Source organism: Paenibacillus anaericanus, assembly GCF_003994475.1.
GTDB lineage: Bacteria > Bacillota > Bacilli > Paenibacillales > Paenibacillaceae > Fontibacillus > Fontibacillus anaericanus.
The window spans coordinates 93,290-110,985 of the sequence record NZ_RZNY01000009.1; the positions used below are offsets into that span (position 1 = coordinate 93,290).

Sequence of the window (17,696 nt, forward strand, 5' to 3'; positions counted from 1 at the left end):
ATAATGGTTTAACAATCTTTGCTCGTAAAGGTACTTCAATTGCCCGCCAACTCTCGCCTCGCTATAATATTCGAAATGTTCGAGTAGATGGAGCAATATATTTTTGACTTCATCAGAAGGCATTTGCATTAACCATCGTGCAATTCTTTCCTCCATCTCATTACGTTTCTGAGGGTCCAATATTCACCATTTATCACACAGTCGATTGTTTAAAGCAACAATATCCATTAATAAGCCCACTTTGTGTTAAAATCGATTCTATTGGATATTATTCGACATTTTCCATCCAATTCCTCCAACCCTGTTTTTGGTGACACAAAATTAATTTTGAGCACGCATGGAGATGCATATTTTAAAAGAGATCCTACATAATAAGATGATTCCCAACGTCCCACCCACTTAAGGCTGCGCCAGCAGTCCGGCCGCGATGTGGTTAGTCGGTGCGGATGTGTCCGCTGAATGTTGACTGCCAAATGCCTCGATCGAATCCGCTTCTAACTGATTCGGCCTGACGGAGGGGCGGATGCTCCGAAGCCGGAATATAGTGTTAGTTGTTGTCCTTAGCAGGGCTTCTTCGATTGTACTTGCAGCTTAATGAACCAGTCTGTTCCCAGGCAAGGAACGTTCCATTGCATCTTTGATTCTACTTGCCACCTTGTGTTCATGTTAGTTGCCGTAGGAAACGATCCACCTTCTTGACCCAGCCGCGCCCAACTTATTCTAGAATCCGTAGAGGATTCTTCCGCTTCTGATCTGCCTTTAATCTTGACTTGTTATTGATCTTCCCCGCTGTACTTAACGTCATTTTAGCAAATTCCGCGCCAGAAACATCTATTGGTTTGCATGAATCTCATTTTTTCATTTTACAATCCATTTCCTCAGTCAAATATCATATTGAAACTCCTCATTTCTAAATAGTGTAATATGTATTCATCCATTATTGCAATTAATAGTATACGGAACAGGGAGATCTACAACGAAGAAATTAAATCAGCAGCTAGCGCCCTAGATCCACTCATACCCTTTATGAATTTAAAAGCTCCCTCAGAAGACCAATCGATGAACCTTAACCTTTTAACATCTTTGAAAATACGCTGATAATTTTTATGTTTGAATTCCGAGGAGGGTATTCTCAATATTATTTCAGCCCCTAGAATAGCTAGGGCATTTAAACAAACTATATGAGTAATGCGAAAAGCCTTATAATCTAACCATTCAGTATTATATTGCTCTTTTACTGCATTAAAGTAGGTTAACGAAAGCAGTTGTTCTGGCTTAAACAATAGTTTTAATACTTTATATAAATTTTGAAGTGTAACATGCCTTCCAGAATTACGTTTCCCAGTTAATGTTCCAATGAAATGAAACGGGCTATCTCCTCTAATAATAAGCTGAATAGCCACCCAGCTAATGTCATCTGAGTTTCTTTTTAAATACTTACTTAACGATGCGCCAATCCCTTTTGCTTATGTAGATGCCTCATCAAAAGTGATCTCATCGATAAAATAAATACTATTTTTCTGAATTTTACTAAAAATGAGTTAAAGACAGTTTCAAGTATAATAAAAGATATACATTCACTAGCTAATAGCAAATAACGCCATCCTAGGGATGGCGCTGGGCGCTATTTACACTTGGAAACAATATATTAACTTATCAACTTTAGTAATGAGGTCATTTTATACTTTTCAAACAAATCCGAAGCTGTCTCTAAATTAACTCCCCATAAACATTCATCAAGGGAACAATCAATAGGTACTTCTGTATTTATTCGAGCAAGAGTTCTTGAAAGATGAAGCATTTCCAGATCCGCTTCAATTTTTTCCTTAACACTTTTCGGCAAATTTTCTAAATTTTCAAGAATGCCATCTATTGAGTTATATTCCGTTAATAGCTTTAATGCTGTCTTTTCTCCAATGCCCTTGACCCCTGGATAATTATCGCTTGTATCTCCGGTGAGTCCTTTCATCTCAATAACCTGAAACGGTTGAACACCCTTATCATGTTTTAAGAAGTCCAGATCATATATTGCATAATTTGATCTGCCCTTCTTCATAATAACAACATGAATTCGTTCGTCAACTAACTGCAGCATATCCTGGTCCCCTGTAAGGATATACACTTGACCTAAACCACTGATTTTTTGTGAGATTGTACCAATGCAATCGTCTGCCTCGAATCCTTCCAGTCCTATATTAGGGATTTTTAGAGCTGCCACAATATCCTTCACTAGAGAAAATTGAGGGATTAAATCTTCTGGAGCATCTGGTCGATTTGATTTATAATCCGCAAATAACTCCGTTCGAAATGTCTTTCTTCCCATATCCCAACAGCAAACAACATGAGTAGGACTAAACTGGTTTACCGCATCAAAAAGATACTGTAAGAATCCATAAATCGCATTAGTAGGTGTACCATCTTCAAGACGCCGGGGACTGTAAGACTGTGCGAAGTAAGCTCTAAATAATAAAGCCATACCATCGACTACAAGTATTTTATTATCGTTCATAAAGTCGCTCATCCTTTAGTTTATTATCTAACCTCTATTCTAATACGCTTAGTATATAGTGGCAATGTTAATAAATGCGAATAATCAAACGCTTCATGTCTCTATTTAAAATGATATATTGTTCATCATAAGGATATTACTTAATCGTTGACACTCTCCTGTAACTATTTTTATTTGGTGGTCTAACTCTTGTTTTTCTTCATGATGAGAATCTCTAAATACCTTCAATCTAATTTTAAATTCTTCATTTTTCTCAGATAAGATATTATTCGCATGTTTAAGCTTCTCTAATTGTAATTCTAATTTGCTATTTTCTTGAGCCAGACGGTCATTCTCTTCCTGCTTTAATTTTGTAAGGGTCTGTTTCTCAATCTCATTCTTATTATAACGAGTACTACATAATAACTATACAAAGCCTTTTAACATTGTTTGTTCATAGAAGTAACTTCTGTAATTCTATTAGGAAATGACCTCATTAACCAATACATAACTCTAATTTCAAGTGGTATGCAATTCGAGCCATCCTTCATTACCCGATCGAATTGTTTTACAATGTGTAAAGGAATCAATTTTTCAGCTTTCTTTCTTGTTTTATGCGGAAATGGGTTGATTCGTTTAACCTGTGACTTGTCAGGAAATTCAGGGAATTCAGTCATTTTTGCAAAAAAATCTATAATCCCGTAATAATATTCACGACAAGTCTTTAATGATTTCGTATCATCTTGACGCAAATATTCTTCATATGAATTCATAATTTTTTTATTGACATTTTTCATTATGCTCGCAACATGGCCATTTCGAGTGATGAGGATTTTAACGAACTACAGGTTCCGGTCCCTCTCTGTTAGCTGAAATAATGCTTGTTCCAGCACTTCATGCTGTGTGTGAATTCATTTCCTGTTGCCTTCAAAACCGAGGCTATATCTTCTGTAGCACCCAAGAACATATGCTTAAATCATCGGCTTTTTTTACGGATGTAGTCCAAGCACACATGCCTCAACGTATACACGATATACGAAGTTATTTGGTAATCGTTCAATGTCCATAACAGGGGAATTTTCGGAATGAGTTTCGAAAAAGCGTCCTGAATCAGGTCATCGACCATTCCATAATCCCAGATGATACTGTGAGCTTGTTTTTTCAACAACGGGTTATATTTTTCATACAGGTGTGCGATATACGCTTTGTCATCTTGATCTTCTATAATCGTCAAGAAAAAAGAAGCAATGAATCGTCCCCTTGATTTCCCGCTCATGCCGTTTGGTGTGCAGGTTTATGAACGTGTATTTGCTCCTGTGCATGAAAAAAGAAGCACTACCCGGAGGCAGTGCGCGGCTGCATCAATATTTATTTCCGCCCAATCCAATCCCCTCTTATCAATGGCCATTCGGAATTGCATTTGCCTTCTTAATTTAGCAATGTCTCTTTGCTTTAAATGCCTCTACACATTCCAACCCCAGACTTTGCGAACCAAGCGGAGATGGCTTGTCCCCGTAGAAACCGTGAAAATACGAGTCGCCAGTCTTGATCAACCCGTACTCGTGCTCCAGGGCTCGCGCTTTTAGCCTTGTCCAATGGAGAGTGATCCGGATGACTGACCTCAATGCCCTGCAACCCAGTCTCTGCCCACTCTGGCACCGCCGCATAATTGTTGTCCATCTGGACCGGGATGCGCCAGTACAGGAACCACTCCGGCGGTTAATACTGCAATCTCGAACCATAAGTCCAGCGCATAATGCAGATAAGGATTCGCAAAAATCGGCGAAATCAATGCTCCCTGAAGAGTATCGGATTCTGTCGGTTCCCACGTGCCCTGTTCCATAACCACGGCTTTCAGAAAGCGCCAGATTAACCCCAAGGAATTATGAGCCATTCGTGATTGACATTCTTGAAGATAATATACCATTATATTCTATTTTTATATTTTTTGTACTTTTAGCCTACTCCTGTGTGTAGAAAATGTGTCCTTCTATTAACCAACTTTGATAAAATCAGCAGTAGCACAAACAAAACCACAACGGAAATGAAAGGAACGGTGAGCATTTTGGAAATACCCCCGTAGGATTCATAACTCGAGTAATAGCTGCTGAACTCGGCCATCTGCACGGGTAGAAAATTACCCAGGTAATGCTTCAGGAAGAAAAGCTCAGTCATCTGAATGGCGTAAGATACGGCCATGATGAATAACAATACGGCGTAGCTAGTATAAACCTGTGTGACTAATACGCTGACCAATAAGGTAATCCCTGTCATCAGTGAGATTGCCACATATCCAATGACTAGGTTGATCAAAAACTGCTCTAAATAATTCACCTCAACCATTGATAAAAAAAATTGTGGACTACTTTGTATAGGCAAATCCGCTCCTTGTAAACCGTACATAAAGAATATTGGCGTAATGTAAATCGCCACCGCCGCCAGATAAAGCAATGAAGAGAGTTGGAAGGCGTTGATGATCCGTATCCTACTCAGCTTAAGTTTCCCAAACCTCGTGGATTTCACCAGTCCGTCCACGCCCAAGGTCTCGTCTTCATTAAAAATTGGGACCAGTACAATGGAAATGAGAACCAGGACAATTAAAACACACTGGCTCATCCCTGAGTTAACGTTCTTCCAGCCCTCAGCATAACCCATCCGGATAGGTTCGGAGAGAGAAGCCGCTGCAAAAGTCCCGTTGCTGTTTCCTTCCCTAGAACTCCCCTCTTCCTCCTGTACACTTCTGATGATGCCTGCCCTGTCCTGATAGAATTGTTCTACTGAGACATCCCGTATTCCAGTCCAGTCCCAGCCATACACTTGGATAATCATATCCAAGGCTGGCAAATCTGCAACATCCGCTGTATTCCTGTCTTCTGGTAGGCTAAGTTCTCTGTATTTTTCCAAAATTTTGTTAATCTCATCTTCATCCAATACCTCCGGCTGATAGAAATACCGGTATTCCGTCCCATCTGTTACCTCATATCTTGCCTGATTTAAATAACCTGTTTTGATCGTGTCTAAGTTGTAAAAGGTAAGGATCAGAAACAATGCCAACAAAAAACCGAATACGTTTATGTTTAGGATTTTACTCCTGTTTAATTTTGATAAGTAGCTCATGATTTCACCTACCTTCCTCTACTGTAAATAATATCTTCTCATCCATATAGAGATACCGATTCGAGATAAGAGAATGTACACAGTACCCAGAAACAGGGCGACAAAAACATAAGGAAACACGGTATTACCCACAAAATATAATTTCTCTATGGCTATAAGATTATTGATAAAGTTCTGGGGCATGAAGACCATCACTTTTTCAATCAGCGCCCCCCTTCCCATCTGATAAGTATTGACGAGATAAAAATAAATCAGTGAAATTGCTAATACCAGTTTCCCTCTTTTAAAAATCACGGACAAAAACAGGATAAGATGAGTCACGACGAGGGTGGAATAGTATCCCATGGCAATATAGAGTAACGCCTCTTGAAGCTGATTCATGGAATAAAATGTAATCGTTCCGATTTGAACCGAAGAGTCCCAGCCGTGCAGCGTATAGACTACAGCAACAAACAGCAGTACGATCGCAATATACGCAAAATAGGCTATCGTAGAAAAGACACAGGCGGCACCAAGCTTATAGCTGAGCAGCTTCCTCCGGCTCTCCTTGGTGGATAAGGTCACCTTGTCAATTCCTTTGCTTCTGTTTTTGGAGAATCCCTCGCATAGGATAAAGGCTAAGAACATAAAGAAAAGGTAGATCGTATTTAATAAACCTATTTTCAGGTACTCCCAGCCGCTATCGTATTTGAATACAAATGGGGTGGATACTTTTTGCATCTTCTGGGATATGATTTCGATTTGTTCCTCTGTATAAGGAAATAGATTTTGTTCATTGGATAAATATTCGGTAAAGCTGCCCTTCCAATCCTCATAAAAGCTGGCGAGCTGCTCATTGGTTAAATTTAAGCTGTTATCGAGCACACGGTACTTTTCATATGGAAAATTCAGTTCCCAGTTCAGCATATCGTGAGGAAACATCAATTTTTTGCCCAGCTTGCGGTCTGTATCCACTTCCCCCTCAATATAAGGTTTGTCCACACTGTTTTCGTAGTTCTGTTTCATTTGTAATAAATAATCTGTCGTCATCGTGCCCTCAACCGTTCGCTCCCTTAAAATATCCCAGCCCCCAATGCCGCTATGTATGGTTCCCTCATCATCCAAGACATCGATACTCCGGGCGGTTTGAACCAAAGGGATCAGAATAATTGTGAGAAAGAGTAGGCTGATAATCGCCGTATTTTTATTTAGTATTTTTTTCAGTTCCAGTGAAATGAAATTACGCATGGCTCCCACTCCCTAAGTAGATGTAGTAATCTTCCAGCGTGGGCTCGCATTCGATTGCGCCTGATTCCTGTTCTCCCAAGTACCGTACACTAACAGCGTTTTCTTCCTGCCGAATTCGTACGATCAGGTGTTCCTTCTTAAAGGAGGCAAGCCGCTCTCTGTCCATCTCCTCGGTGAACACTTTTCCTTTAATCCCGGATAACATCTTTTGCACATTACCTTGCTCTTTAATTTTGCCCTGATTTAGGATGATCACATTGGTGGTGATTGCTTCGATATCCGAAATAATGTGGGTAGAAAACAAGATGATCTTGTCCTGTCCCATTTCGCTTATGATGTTTGAAAAACGGATTCGCTCATGGGGGTCAAGCCCAGCGGTGGGCTCGTCAAAAATTAATATCTTTGGATCGTTAATGATGGCTTGGGCAATGCCCACCCGCCTTTTCATCCCTCCGGAAAAGGTTTTGACCTTTTTATTAGCAACTTTCTCCAGGTTGACAAACTGTAATACCTCTGGAACTTTGTGCTTCAGTTCCTTTTTTGACAACCCCTTCAGTGCTCCCATATATTCCAGATATTCTGTTGCCGTAAACGCGGGATACACCTCGAAATCCTGGGGAATATATCCCACAAGACTCCGGTAGTCGTCGTTCATATGGAAGATATCCTTGCCGTTAAAGGTAACCTTGCCACTGGTTTGATGGTCGATTGCCACAAGAATTCTCATCAAGGTGCTTTTCCCTGCCCCATTATCTCCCAAAAGTCCGTACACGCCTTCAGGCAATGTAAAATTCAGTTCATCGATTGCCCGTTTCGTTCCAAATGTTCTTGTTACATTTTCCGCTTTAATTTCCATCGCTAATTTCCTTTCTCAACTGATATACGTCTCCTTCTGAGAGAACTTGCCAGTCCTCTCCCGCAGACGTTCTCCCTAGCAAGAGGTTGGTATATGCTCCGTCCAGCTTTTTCACTGCCCATGCCACCAGGTTTTCATCTTCAAATCCTGCTATGATACCTGATTTTTCTTCTGCATATAGAATATTTTGGATTCTCGGATCAGAAGTGCTTCCTCTGGTGCCATTGTCTGCCGGCTCGGGAAACCGATCCGAATTTTCTCTCATGTATGCATCAACAGTTTTGTAGATACCTATATAATCATCGATAGACAAAGTCGGAATTTCTATCGTTGGCCTAATTGATGACCCTGTCCTTCCTTCCTCCCGATAAGTTCTTTCATTACTTTTTCTATCTGCATCAAGTCGTTTGTCCAAGGCAATATCCTCAAAAGTCCTCTCATCATCTAGCGTTGCATCCTCTGGGGGTTCCTCATTGCCCGGATTCTCATTCTCTGTCTTTACATCCTTCGGATTATTATCTACAGTAATTAATTCCTTTGAGATGGTTTTGTTTTCCTGCATGCTTACATATTCTGAGTAGCTACTTTGATTTTGGAAGTAGAGGCTTCCTCCAATTAAAATGGATATAGTTAATGCAATCATGAAGATTTTTCTCACTGAAATACCTCCGTTTTCATATAGGTTTAGCTTTTTTGACGCAGCAAACATGTCCGGCGCGACAGCTTCATCATATCGGAACCGAACAGTTATTTTGAAATTTGTCCTTTTATCAAAACCTTGATCAAAACGAAGGAAGCCTTATAGGGATTCGGCCATCTTGATCAATTGTTCGTCCTGGATTTCGGAATCACGGGAGTTGAACATATACATGACCCCGTTGATTTCCACAGAAACCGCGCCTTTGCCTACAACTGCCTCATAGCCGTTAATCTTTATTTCCTCGGCATCGTCAAGGTCTGCTTCAAAGGCGGTTGCTTCGTTCATCAGCCTGAGCTGCAAAGAAATATCTTTGACCCGGTCAGTTGCTGAAATAAACACTCGCATACTCGCTACCTTTTGCCAACTTTCCCTGCTCGTCGTTGAACAACCTAATCCGGTCAAAGGCATAGCCTTCCGGTAGATAAGAGGGCAGTAATAAATCAAGGGCCAGATAGAATTGGGCTTCCTCCAAATCCGGTAATAGGCTTCGTATATTTCCTGAAACTCGCCGGCATCAATCACGGATTTTCTTTTTTCCTTTTCAGCCATACTTTCTGCTGTCCATAGAGGACTCCATAGATATCTCCTTTTGCAAAATGAAATCAACACTGCGCAATGTAATCATCCACTTAAGTAATACGAAAAAAAGTTCATTCCATTACAGACTTTTTCAAATTTTTTTTTCGTACGCTTCTCTTTACATAGGCTCCAAAGAATCCAGGAAAAGGGCGGCAGACACCATATGAGTATAAAAGATTGCAGTTGCACTAGTTCACCTAGAGATATTTTAAGCGCAAAGTGCTTTCCCTCTTGTAGGTCCACTAGAAGGGTTTAGCTATCGTGACATTGGAGAAGGGAATAAATCGAAAGAGAGCGTCAAATAGCCCCCACCTAGCGATGAGAGCGCGCTTCAAGTATGCTATGGTTGTATCTTCTTCATGCGGCAATCCACTGGGAGTAAGGCCGACCAAGGCATGAACGGCTCGAGCTAATATTGAACACACGATTCAGAATCACTGCAAACTCAGCGCGTGTGATAGGAATGTTTGGTCTAAACGTACCATCTTTGTAGCCATTAATCAGTTGCAATTAATAGAAAATACCGATCGTCTTTTCAGCCCAGTGCCCTTTAATGTCAGCAAAATCTATCGTAACATTTGCTTCCTTTGCTTCCGTTACTTTGGATTCAATCGTATTTATTAAATTGACTCCATTAACAATACTGCTGTTAAATACACCTACCTTAGGCTGTAGAGAAACAGGTGTCTGTTCCGGATCAGGTGTCGTAGTAGATGTCGCAGCCGTTGAAGATGGCGTCGATGGATTACTGCCATTGGACGGGTTGCTCGGCGTCACAGAATTAGAGGCGTCGGAAGCCACGTTGCTGCCCGCGCTATTGACGGCTTGCACCGTAAACGAATACGTAACTCCGTTGGATAGACCTGTTACCGTGATCGGGCTCCCCATCCCAGTTACGGTAATATTCCCCGGCATAGCAGTTACCTCGTAGTAAGTAATGTCGCTTCCGCCATTCGCCGGGGTAGTGAAGCTTACTTTTGCTTGTTCATTGCCAGCTACTGCGGTTACGCCCGTTGGAGCCGATGGAGGCTCATTTGATTATATCGATAAAAATGGTATCGTAACGAATAGAACAGTCGAACCCTATGTGCTTCATTTCAGCGAAACGAGCTGATAAAAATAAAGCATTTAATTGTACAAAAAAATCACACAGCGACAGACTAAGACTTTTATTTTCAAGTCTTAGTCTGTTGCTGTTTTCATTGAACTAAACGTCCAAGTTTATATATCTTAACCTATAAGAAACGATGAAGGGAGCTGGTTTAAAACATACCATATTGAATGGCTAAGCTCCGAGTCAACGATCACAACTTCTTTTGCCTTTAGCCTACCAGTGGTTGTTACAGACCAATAAGTAATGTTTGTGCGTTACTTCCCAGCCCGTTATCATCTCAATTCCACTTGTAGACAGAATTAATAGTTAGTCCTCATCAAAAATCCCCGTAATGAATTAACATTCCGGGGATTAATTTTCCTTAAATTTCAGTAGAAAACTTTTATAATAATCCCATTTAAACTTGGGATTATTATAAATACAAGCCATTTCACTAATTATTTTAATTATCCCATTAATTCGAGGGTACATAATCTCTGAACTGCCCACTACGGAAGGTCTTGCCACCCAAATCCCAACAACATGCTATATGGGTAGGATTAAATTTTTGTACAGCGTCCCAGAAATAGCGCATGAATCCATAGACAGCATTCGTAGGGATCCCTGCTTTTGTACGTCGAATGTACCCTGTTGCAGCCGAGGCATAGTACGCACGAAACATAAGCGCCATTCCATCCACCAACAGGATTTTCTCTTGATTGTTTTGCTCGAAAGTCACTTCAATCGCTCCTTGATTATAAGTTCAATACTACTTCCATACCTGCTCATATTCTGCTTCTTTGAAACCTACGGTAACGGTCTTCCCATCACTTACGATGGGACGTTTAATAAGCATACCATTACTAGCTAGCAGTGCTATTTGTTCCTCACGAGACATCACAGGTAGCTTGTCCTTTAGACCTAATTGTTTGTATACTTCACCATTTGTATTGAAGAACTTCTTCAGTTCAAATCCACTAAGATCTATCATTTTCGAAAGTTCTATTTCTGTGGGAGGTGTCTCCATGATATGCCGGGAATCCAATTTATGTCCCTTAGCCTCCAACCATTTCATAGCATTACGACAAGTGCTGCATTTCGGATATTGATACACAATAAGTTGACTCATATAAGTAATTCCTCCTATTGTTATAGCTGATAAGCACGAACTAAGCTTCATCCGCCAGTATTATTCTCATTTGTTCCATATCATTAGGAAGTGGAGCCTGAAACAGAAGAGGTTCCCCCGTAATCGGATGCCGAAACCCTAGCTCACAAGCGTGCAAGGCCTGACGGGGAATTAAATTATCTAATGTTAGTACAGCCTCTCTCTCCAGAACATCCTTCGATTCCAGTTCAAGCATTCGATACATCTTATCGCCAATCAATGGGTGCCCTATTGAAGTCATGTGTACACGGATTTGATGAGTTCTTCCTGTACCCAATATGAGTTCTACTAGTGCTCCCCGCTTATAGCTGGCCATCGTTTTGTACCATGTTAGTGCCGGGTATCCTGTTTCGATCACTATTCTCCGATGTGGTTCTGCTGGATCTCGGTCAATCGGGCCATCAATGGCACCTTCCTCTGGTTCCGGACAACCATGAACTAGTGCCACATACTTCTTCGTCACCTGACCTGCTATCAATTGCTCCGAGATATGTTGATGTACATAGGCGTTCTTGGCAATGGCAATAAGACCACTCGTGTCCTGATCCAAGCGATGCACGGGGCGGAAGCGAAACATTTCGCCTTTTTCCTGCCAATAATAAACAATCCCATTAGCTAATGTCCCCGTGTAGTGTCCATTAGTCGGATGAACGATGATACCAGGATCTTTATTTACGATCAACAAAGAGTAGTCTTCAAATACTATATTAAAAGGAATGGGCTGCGGTAAGATATCCTCCGAAATTTCTTTTTCTAACGAAATAGCGACAACATCCCCTGCATTCACGTTCACACTAATATGGACCCTTTCACCATTCAAGGTAATACCACGTTCCGTCAGCTTAATTCTGGATAGTAGTTTACGGGACACTCCTAATCTCTTTTGCAATACGGTCTTGAGTAACATCCCATTATCCTGTTCTGTTACTTCATATGTTATCGGTTCGTAATAAGCTGTCATAATTAGTTACGGAACACCTTCCCGCTCCGCACGTATTCAATATCTTGAACTTCCATACGTGCATTTGCAGTTCTTGCAACCGCAAAGAAGAAATCAGAAAGTCTATTTAAATATTTGAGCACTGCCGAGTTAATCTCCCTCTGTTGACTCAAAGTAACGGTTCTTCGCTCCGCGCGTCGACATACCGTCCTACAAACATGCAAGATAGAAGCAAGCTGTGTACCACCAGGCAGAATGAACTTCGCAAGCGGTGGATTCTCCGCTTCATAACGATCAATCCATAACTCTAATCGTCCTACCAGCTCTTCACCTACTTTATAGGGTCCGTTTTTGACTTGTACATAGGCAAGATCAGATCCGCAGTCGAATAACTCCTGTTGTATCTGGAGTAGATTCTCTCTCAGATCAGCAAAACCAACTGGATCGGTTAAACTCACCGCCTGGCCAACAAAACAATTCAACTCGTCGATCGTGCCATAAGCCTCAACTCGATCATCATCTTTAAGTACTCTTCCTCCGATCACAGAGGTCTTTCCTTCGTCACCAGTTCGTGTATAAATTGACACTGTAAATTCCCCCTATATTAAGAGTTTCTCTTATCATTATTTCGGTCAGAACTATTATTTGCACTATATTCTAGTTCAACTATACCATAAAAATCCCCCAAAGCAGGGATCATAGACGAGAATGAAGGTATCCAAATGACTCCACCTGCATCTAACAACGAAGATAAATCTTCATACAAAAAGGGCTCCCTTGAAGAATCTCAACCGATCCCCATAAGAGCCCCGAAATATAAAATTCGTATTGACTTATCAATTTATGCTAAGTTCTGTGTTTCCTCTTATTTGTAATCCATCCTGCCACATAGGCTATGATTGCATATAATATTCCCCATAAAAACCACGCTTCTAAATTCACCTTAAATGAATTCCAATCAGTCGTAATATAAAGAAGGGGAAGTAGGAACCCAGCTAAAGGAGCAATTACTTGTTTCCATCTCAATTGAGCAAATACAATTCCCAGGATAATCGCAATTATCGGGCAAAAGATAAATACTAACTGAAATGGATCAGGACTTATAAAATGATAAATCAAAATGCTACACCTGTCCTTATCTGTTCTTCCGGCTTCTCATAAATTCATTAATCTTCAAATCAAGCAAACTGCTGATTTCAATTACGATATCTGAAGTGAAGGATTTTTCCTGTGAAAAAAGTAGCTCCATTTTACTCCGAAGTAATTGAATTTCATCCTCTAGAGAAACAACTTGTGTTGAATTCACTTCGCAATTATTATTACACCATTGTCCTGAATCATTACCTTCAGCAATATAACATCCCATATCAAATGGTAGATTGTAATCAACATAGCACAAAGGTATTCCCTCCCTGAGAAACAGAATGTTGTCTCTTCCAAAATAAAATTATATCATGTCCACGAGACATCGATCAATTAAAAAATGAAAGAAATGTTAAATAGCTCCATCTCTCCGTTTGGAAACCTACTTATCCTTGTTTTACCTTGTGAATAAACTGACCCATTCGATGAAGAGCCTCACTAAGCTGGCCCACACCAGTAGCATACGAGCAACGTAAGAAGCCTTCTCCGCCTGCTCCAAATACATTACCTGGAACAGCTGCTACTTTACCTTCAACAAGAAGGCGCTGGGAGAACTCGTCAGAAGTCAGCCCCGTGCTTTGTATACTAGGGAAGGCATAAAATGCCCCCTCTGGTTCATGACAAGTCAAGCCTATATCCCGTAGTCCCTGAACAACCAATCTTCTACGTTGGTTATAGGATTCAACCATATGATCTTTCTCGCTTAACCCATTCTTCAAAGCTTCAAGTGCAGCCACTTGGCCCATTACTGGGGCACACATCACTGTATATTGGTGAATTTTGAGCATGGCATAGATCAGTTCAGGATGACCACAAGCATATCCCATACGCCATCCGGTCATAGCGAACGCTTTAGAGAACCCATTTACTAAGATCGTTCGATCCTTCATACCTGGTAGGGAAGCAAAGCTAACGTGTTTTTGACCATATGTTAATTCGGAATAAATTTCGTCTGAAATAACGATCAAATCATTCTTTTCCACCAACTTGGCAATAGGTAGCCAATCCTCGTAAGTCATGATCCCCCCTGTTGGATTATTGGGGTAATTCAATATCAGCACTTTCGATTTCGGTGTAATCTTCTCAGAAAGTTGTTCCGCCTTCAGTTTAAAACTGTTCTCTGCATTGGTCTCAATCTCAATAGGTACCCCGCCCCCAATGGAAGCGATCGGAGAATAGGAGATATAACAAGGCACTGGAATCAGAATTTCATCTCCTGGTTCGATCAGTGCCCGTAGCGCTAGGTCTATTGCTTCGCTACCTCCGACGGTAACGAGGATTTCATCCTTCGGATCGTATTTCACATCATAGCTGATGTACAAATACTCTGCAATTGCTTCCCGAAGTTCAGGCGTACCCGCATTTGAGGTATAACTGGTATATCCTCTTTCAAGAGAATACACACAGGCTTCGCGCACATGCCATGGTGTAATGAAATCTGGCTCACCTACACCAAGTGTAATAATATCCTTGCTTCCACTAACTAGATCAAAGAACCGTCTTATGCCCGAAGGTTGGATTTCTCTAACGAGCGGAGCTAAATAAGAGGTCATAGAACGATCCGACAGTTCGGACGATTGCTGTGAATTTATACTCATACTATTACTTCCTTTACGGAGATATCAACAGACGGCGGTCTTCTTCAGGATCTTCGAAGATGATTCCGTCTTGTTTGTATTTTTTAAGAATAAAGTGCGTTTTCGTTGATAACACGGATTCCAATGGGGACAGTTTATCAGATACAAAACTAGCGACTTCTTTCAAGTTGCGCCCTTCCACTTCCACAAGTAGATCATAGGCACCTGACATGAGATAAACCGACATTACTTGTGGGAACAAATAAATTCGTTCCGCGATCGCTTCAAACCCACGCCCACGCTCAGGAGTAATTTGTACCTCGATTAAAGCGGTCACCTTCTCATCATCCAATTTACTTGAATTGATAACCGTCGCGTACTTCACAATTACATGATCTTCTTCTAACTCTTTGATAACCTCTGTCACTTCTTCTGTAGTTGCCCCAAGCAGGGTTGCAAGAAGAGAAGGATCCCTACGCGCATCCTCTTTCAAAAGATCCAGCACTTTCAGCTTCAATTCACTCAATTGTTTCATGCTTCAATCCTCCAGCGCTGTTCCGATGACCTACACTTAGTTTATAGCCCTCGGAATCTAAATTTATTACTATTTTACATGAATTCAAGGTTGATGCAAAGAAAAACCGTCCGCTAGGGAGTGCATTCCCTAGAAACGGACGGTGATCATCAACAATTGATTCATTCTACACCTAAAGGGGTTACATATAATTCGATTGCTGCGAAGAGACATTGGACTGAGGTTGATACGATGTATTCGTATTCGCTACTCTTTGTTGTACGAATTGTTGAGCTTTTTGTATCGTTTGTTGAGCTGATTGTAGCTGCTTGCTTACTTCTGTCCGTGGGGCCGGCGTAGGTGCGGTATACATATTGTTTTGTGACATGAGTTGATAAAGATCACCTTGGAGCTTCAAGGTACTGTTGGTCATCTCAGTGAATAGCTGACGGATACTTGGACAATTTGATTCAGTAGTTGCCGTTGTATATTCCCGAACCGAACGTTTTAAGTCACAAAGAATCGTATTAAGTAAATCCTCCAGTGGAAGTATATCCATATTTTGCAATTGTGAATTCACAGTTTTTGTCCTCCCATATTTTTATTATTACCTGCAGTAATTGTCTTCTGAATTAATGAGCTTGAGTCGGGGCTAAATGCTGATGTTGTTGTAAAGCATCAGTCAGTTTCGTCAAATGCTGTTCATGAGTACGGATATGCTCCGAAAGGGCTTGGCTAATCGTTGGATTGTGACAAACTACGGCTGCCGCTGCACATTGCTTAACCAGTAAATCTTCATTTGAAATGCAATCGGAGATGTAATCCAATTCTTTGTTTGAAATCGGCTGCATTTGCGATACGTTCATGGTTGTGTTCCCTCCTGATTTTAGTTGCACTCAGGCATATTATGTCCCGTAACTTGCCTGATATGTGTTTTAAGAAAAGTCATAATAATGAACACGACTTGTAGAACGTTATCTCATGGAGATAATGACTATATCCTGATAACCGATGGAGGGATAATGATATGAGGCTGCATAGTGGAATATATTTATGGCCGGAAACAGTGCCAAACCGACCTCAATATCCAGCACTATCCGAAGATATTTCCTGCGACTGCCTGATTGTTGGCGGAGGTATAGGAGGCGCACTTTGTGCAAATTTACTCTCTAAAAAGGGTGTAAAGACTGTACTGATAGATAAGCGAGAGATAGCCAGCGGGAGTACTTTAACTAATACTGGCTTATTGCAATATTCCAGTGATAAAACACTGTCTTCCTTTATACAAACTTTCGGTGAGGAAACCGCCGTTCATTTCTATAGACTATCCCAAAGGGCGCTGGTCAAGCTTCAGGAGATCAGTTCACAATTTGAACCTAATGCACGACTCATTCCACGAAGCAGCTTATATTTAGCAAGCACCTTAGATGATGTCGACGTGCTCCGCGAAGAGTTTGAAACGCAGCGACGATTTCAATTCCCTGCAGAATGGTGGGATGAAGAAATGATACGCGAGCGATTCCCCTTTACAAGACCAGCAGCTATCTATACATATGGTGATGCAGAGGTTAACCCATTAATGCTGGTTCATGAATTAATTCAGGAGGCTTCATCCAACGGAGTTCGAGTTTACGAGCACAGTAACGTAAATGGATTCCAATTTCATGAAAATGATGTGAAGTGCCGATCAGGTAAGTGGGAAATCACAGCAAAGCACATCATTTTTGCAACAGGTTACGAAACCCAACAATTCAAAAAAGATCAAGGAGCTAACTTAACGAGTTCTTATGTAACAGTGACCGAACCAGTGCAAGATTTCAACGATTGGTATCAACGTTGCCTCATTTGGGAGACCGCAAGACCCTATTCATATTTGAGAACAACTCCAGATGGTCGGATTATATCCGGAGGACTCGATGAACATTTACCTGGGGGAGTGCTGGAAGATAACCGTTATATCCATCAGAGTAAAAAGCTTTTAAACGTCATTCACACCATGTTTCCGCGCAAAGCTGCTCTGAAATCGGAATATGCTTGGGGAGCGGTGTTTGGAGGAACACGTGATGGCCTGCCCTACATTGGACCCCATCCAGACTATCCTCATTGTTATTTTCTAGAGGGATATGGGGGAAATGGAACCGTGTGCAGTATGATCGCCGCCGAGATGATCACAGATGTGTTAACCGGTATCCATCGGCCTGATATGGAGATATTCTCCTTAATACGAACATCTAAACCTAACCGAAGATGATCCAAAATATCGTAGAATAAGACAAATGGCAGGACTAAGGATC

General features: G+C 41.1%; 21 protein-coding genes and 2 pseudogenes. 2 read left to right on the forward strand and 21 right to left on the reverse strand.

Annotated elements, in window-relative coordinates; all coding sequences use genetic code 11:
* Positions 1 to 971: 971 nt before the first annotated feature.
* The 12 genes and pseudogenes from EJP82_RS12595 to EJP82_RS12655 all read right to left on the reverse strand — a co-directional run.
* Positions 972 to 1,403 carry a ParB N-terminal domain-containing protein gene (locus EJP82_RS12595; protein WP_127192416.1) on the reverse strand — a complete coding sequence of 144 codons (432 nt, stop codon included), beginning with the start codon at positions 1,401 to 1,403 and terminating at the stop codon, positions 972 to 974.
* A 245-nt stretch (positions 1,404 to 1,648) separates the two neighbouring features.
* Positions 1,649 to 2,509: a 5'-3' exonuclease gene (locus EJP82_RS12600; protein WP_127192417.1), complete on the reverse strand. Its 861-nt coding sequence runs from the start codon at positions 2,507 to 2,509 to the stop codon at positions 1,649 to 1,651.
* A gap of 419 nt (positions 2,510 to 2,928) precedes the next feature.
* Positions 2,929 to 3,285: a hypothetical protein gene (locus tag EJP82_RS12605; protein ID WP_127192418.1), complete on the reverse strand. Its 357-nt coding sequence runs from the start codon at positions 3,283 to 3,285 to the stop codon at positions 2,929 to 2,931.
* 179 nt (positions 3,286 to 3,464) lie between these two features.
* On the reverse strand, positions 3,465 to 3,764 hold the full coding sequence (locus EJP82_RS28850; protein ID WP_127192419.1) for an RNA polymerase sigma factor: 300 nt from the start codon (positions 3,762 to 3,764) through the stop codon (positions 3,465 to 3,467).
* A gap of 176 nt (positions 3,765 to 3,940) precedes the next feature.
* The gene (locus tag EJP82_RS12615; protein ID WP_127192420.1) at positions 3,941 to 4,168 is read right to left on the reverse strand and encodes a PHP domain-containing protein; all 228 of its coding nucleotides are present in this window, start codon (positions 4,166 to 4,168) and stop codon (positions 3,941 to 3,943) included.
* A gap of 276 nt (positions 4,169 to 4,444) precedes the next feature.
* Positions 4,445 to 5,605 carry a hypothetical protein gene (locus EJP82_RS12625; RefSeq protein ID WP_127192421.1) on the reverse strand — a complete coding sequence of 387 codons (1,161 nt, stop codon included), beginning with the start codon at positions 5,603 to 5,605 and terminating at the stop codon, positions 4,445 to 4,447.
* 18 nt (positions 5,606 to 5,623) lie between these two features.
* The gene (locus EJP82_RS12630; RefSeq protein ID WP_127192422.1) at positions 5,624 to 6,832 is read right to left on the reverse strand and encodes a hypothetical protein; all 1,209 of its coding nucleotides are present in this window, start codon (positions 6,830 to 6,832) and stop codon (positions 5,624 to 5,626) included.
* Positions 6,825 to 7,688, reverse strand: coding sequence for an ABC transporter ATP-binding protein (locus EJP82_RS12635; RefSeq protein ID WP_127192423.1), 864 nt, complete (start codon positions 7,686 to 7,688; stop codon positions 6,825 to 6,827). Before EJP82_RS12635 ends, EJP82_RS12630 begins: the two co-directional genes overlap by 8 nt.
* Complete coding sequence (locus EJP82_RS12640; protein ID WP_127192424.1) at positions 7,678 to 8,346, reverse strand: hypothetical protein; 669 nt, start codon at positions 8,344 to 8,346, stop codon at positions 7,678 to 7,680. Before EJP82_RS12640 ends, EJP82_RS12635 begins: the two co-directional genes overlap by 11 nt.
* Before the next feature lie 141 nt (positions 8,347 to 8,487).
* Complete coding sequence (locus EJP82_RS12645; protein WP_127192425.1) at positions 8,488 to 8,937, reverse strand: DUF4367 domain-containing protein; 450 nt, start codon at positions 8,935 to 8,937, stop codon at positions 8,488 to 8,490.
* A gap of 387 nt (positions 8,938 to 9,324) precedes the next feature.
* On the reverse strand, positions 9,325 to 9,477 hold the full coding sequence (locus tag EJP82_RS28855) for an S-layer homology domain-containing protein (RefSeq protein ID WP_127192426.1): 153 nt from the start codon (positions 9,475 to 9,477) through the stop codon (positions 9,325 to 9,327).
* Positions 9,478 to 9,930, reverse strand: a pseudogene (locus EJP82_RS12655) (fibronectin type III domain-containing protein); the annotation flags it as partial. It lies immediately after the preceding gene.
* A 1-nt stretch (position 9,931) separates the two neighbouring features.
* Between EJP82_RS12655 and EJP82_RS27960 the strand changes: the two are divergent.
* On the forward strand, positions 9,932 to 10,081 hold the full coding sequence (locus tag EJP82_RS27960) for a hypothetical protein (protein ID WP_170220179.1): 150 nt from the start codon (positions 9,932 to 9,934) through the stop codon (positions 10,079 to 10,081).
* Between the two features lie 469 nt (positions 10,082 to 10,550).
* On the opposite strand, the pseudogene EJP82_RS12660 reads toward EJP82_RS27960, so the two are convergent.
* The 9 genes and pseudogenes from EJP82_RS12660 to EJP82_RS12700 all read right to left on the reverse strand — a co-directional run.
* Positions 10,551 to 10,799 (reverse strand): annotated as a pseudogene (locus EJP82_RS12660) (5'-3' exonuclease); the annotation flags it as partial.
* A gap of 30 nt (positions 10,800 to 10,829) precedes the next feature.
* Positions 10,830 to 11,189: an arsenate reductase family protein gene (locus EJP82_RS12665; protein WP_127192427.1), complete on the reverse strand. Its 360-nt coding sequence runs from the start codon at positions 11,187 to 11,189 to the stop codon at positions 10,830 to 10,832.
* A gap of 40 nt (positions 11,190 to 11,229) precedes the next feature.
* Positions 11,230 to 12,189 (reverse strand): RluA family pseudouridine synthase, encoded by a 960-nt coding sequence (locus EJP82_RS12670; protein ID WP_127192428.1) that lies wholly within the window; start codon positions 12,187 to 12,189, stop codon positions 11,230 to 11,232.
* Between the two features lie 2 nt (positions 12,190 to 12,191).
* The gene (locus EJP82_RS12675) at positions 12,192 to 12,755 is read right to left on the reverse strand and encodes a cob(I)yrinic acid a,c-diamide adenosyltransferase (RefSeq protein WP_127192429.1); all 564 of its coding nucleotides are present in this window, start codon (positions 12,753 to 12,755) and stop codon (positions 12,192 to 12,194) included.
* Positions 12,756 to 13,303: 548 nt separating this feature from the next.
* Complete coding sequence (locus EJP82_RS12680; RefSeq protein ID WP_127192518.1) at positions 13,304 to 13,534, reverse strand: aspartyl-phosphate phosphatase Spo0E family protein; 231 nt, start codon at positions 13,532 to 13,534, stop codon at positions 13,304 to 13,306.
* A gap of 163 nt (positions 13,535 to 13,697) precedes the next feature.
* Entirely contained in the window at positions 13,698 to 14,909 is a 1,212-nt protein-coding gene (locus EJP82_RS12685; protein ID WP_127192430.1) for an aminotransferase class I/II-fold pyridoxal phosphate-dependent enzyme, read from the reverse strand.
* Between the two features lie 13 nt (positions 14,910 to 14,922).
* Positions 14,923 to 15,423 (reverse strand): Lrp/AsnC family transcriptional regulator, encoded by a 501-nt coding sequence (locus tag EJP82_RS12690; RefSeq protein ID WP_127192431.1) that lies wholly within the window; start codon positions 15,421 to 15,423, stop codon positions 14,923 to 14,925.
* Between the two features lie 181 nt (positions 15,424 to 15,604).
* Positions 15,605 to 15,961, reverse strand: coding sequence for a spore coat protein (locus tag EJP82_RS12695; protein WP_211350101.1), 357 nt, complete (start codon positions 15,959 to 15,961; stop codon positions 15,605 to 15,607).
* 73 nt (positions 15,962 to 16,034) lie between these two features.
* Complete coding sequence (locus tag EJP82_RS12700; protein WP_127192433.1) at positions 16,035 to 16,268, reverse strand: hypothetical protein; 234 nt, start codon at positions 16,266 to 16,268, stop codon at positions 16,035 to 16,037.
* A gap of 161 nt (positions 16,269 to 16,429) precedes the next feature.
* On the opposite strand from EJP82_RS12700, the gene EJP82_RS12705 reads away from it, so the two are divergent.
* Positions 16,430 to 17,653 carry an NAD(P)/FAD-dependent oxidoreductase gene (locus EJP82_RS12705; RefSeq protein ID WP_127192434.1) on the forward strand — a complete coding sequence of 408 codons (1,224 nt, stop codon included), beginning with the start codon at positions 16,430 to 16,432 and terminating at the stop codon, positions 17,651 to 17,653.
* Positions 17,654 to 17,696 lie beyond the last annotated feature (43 nt).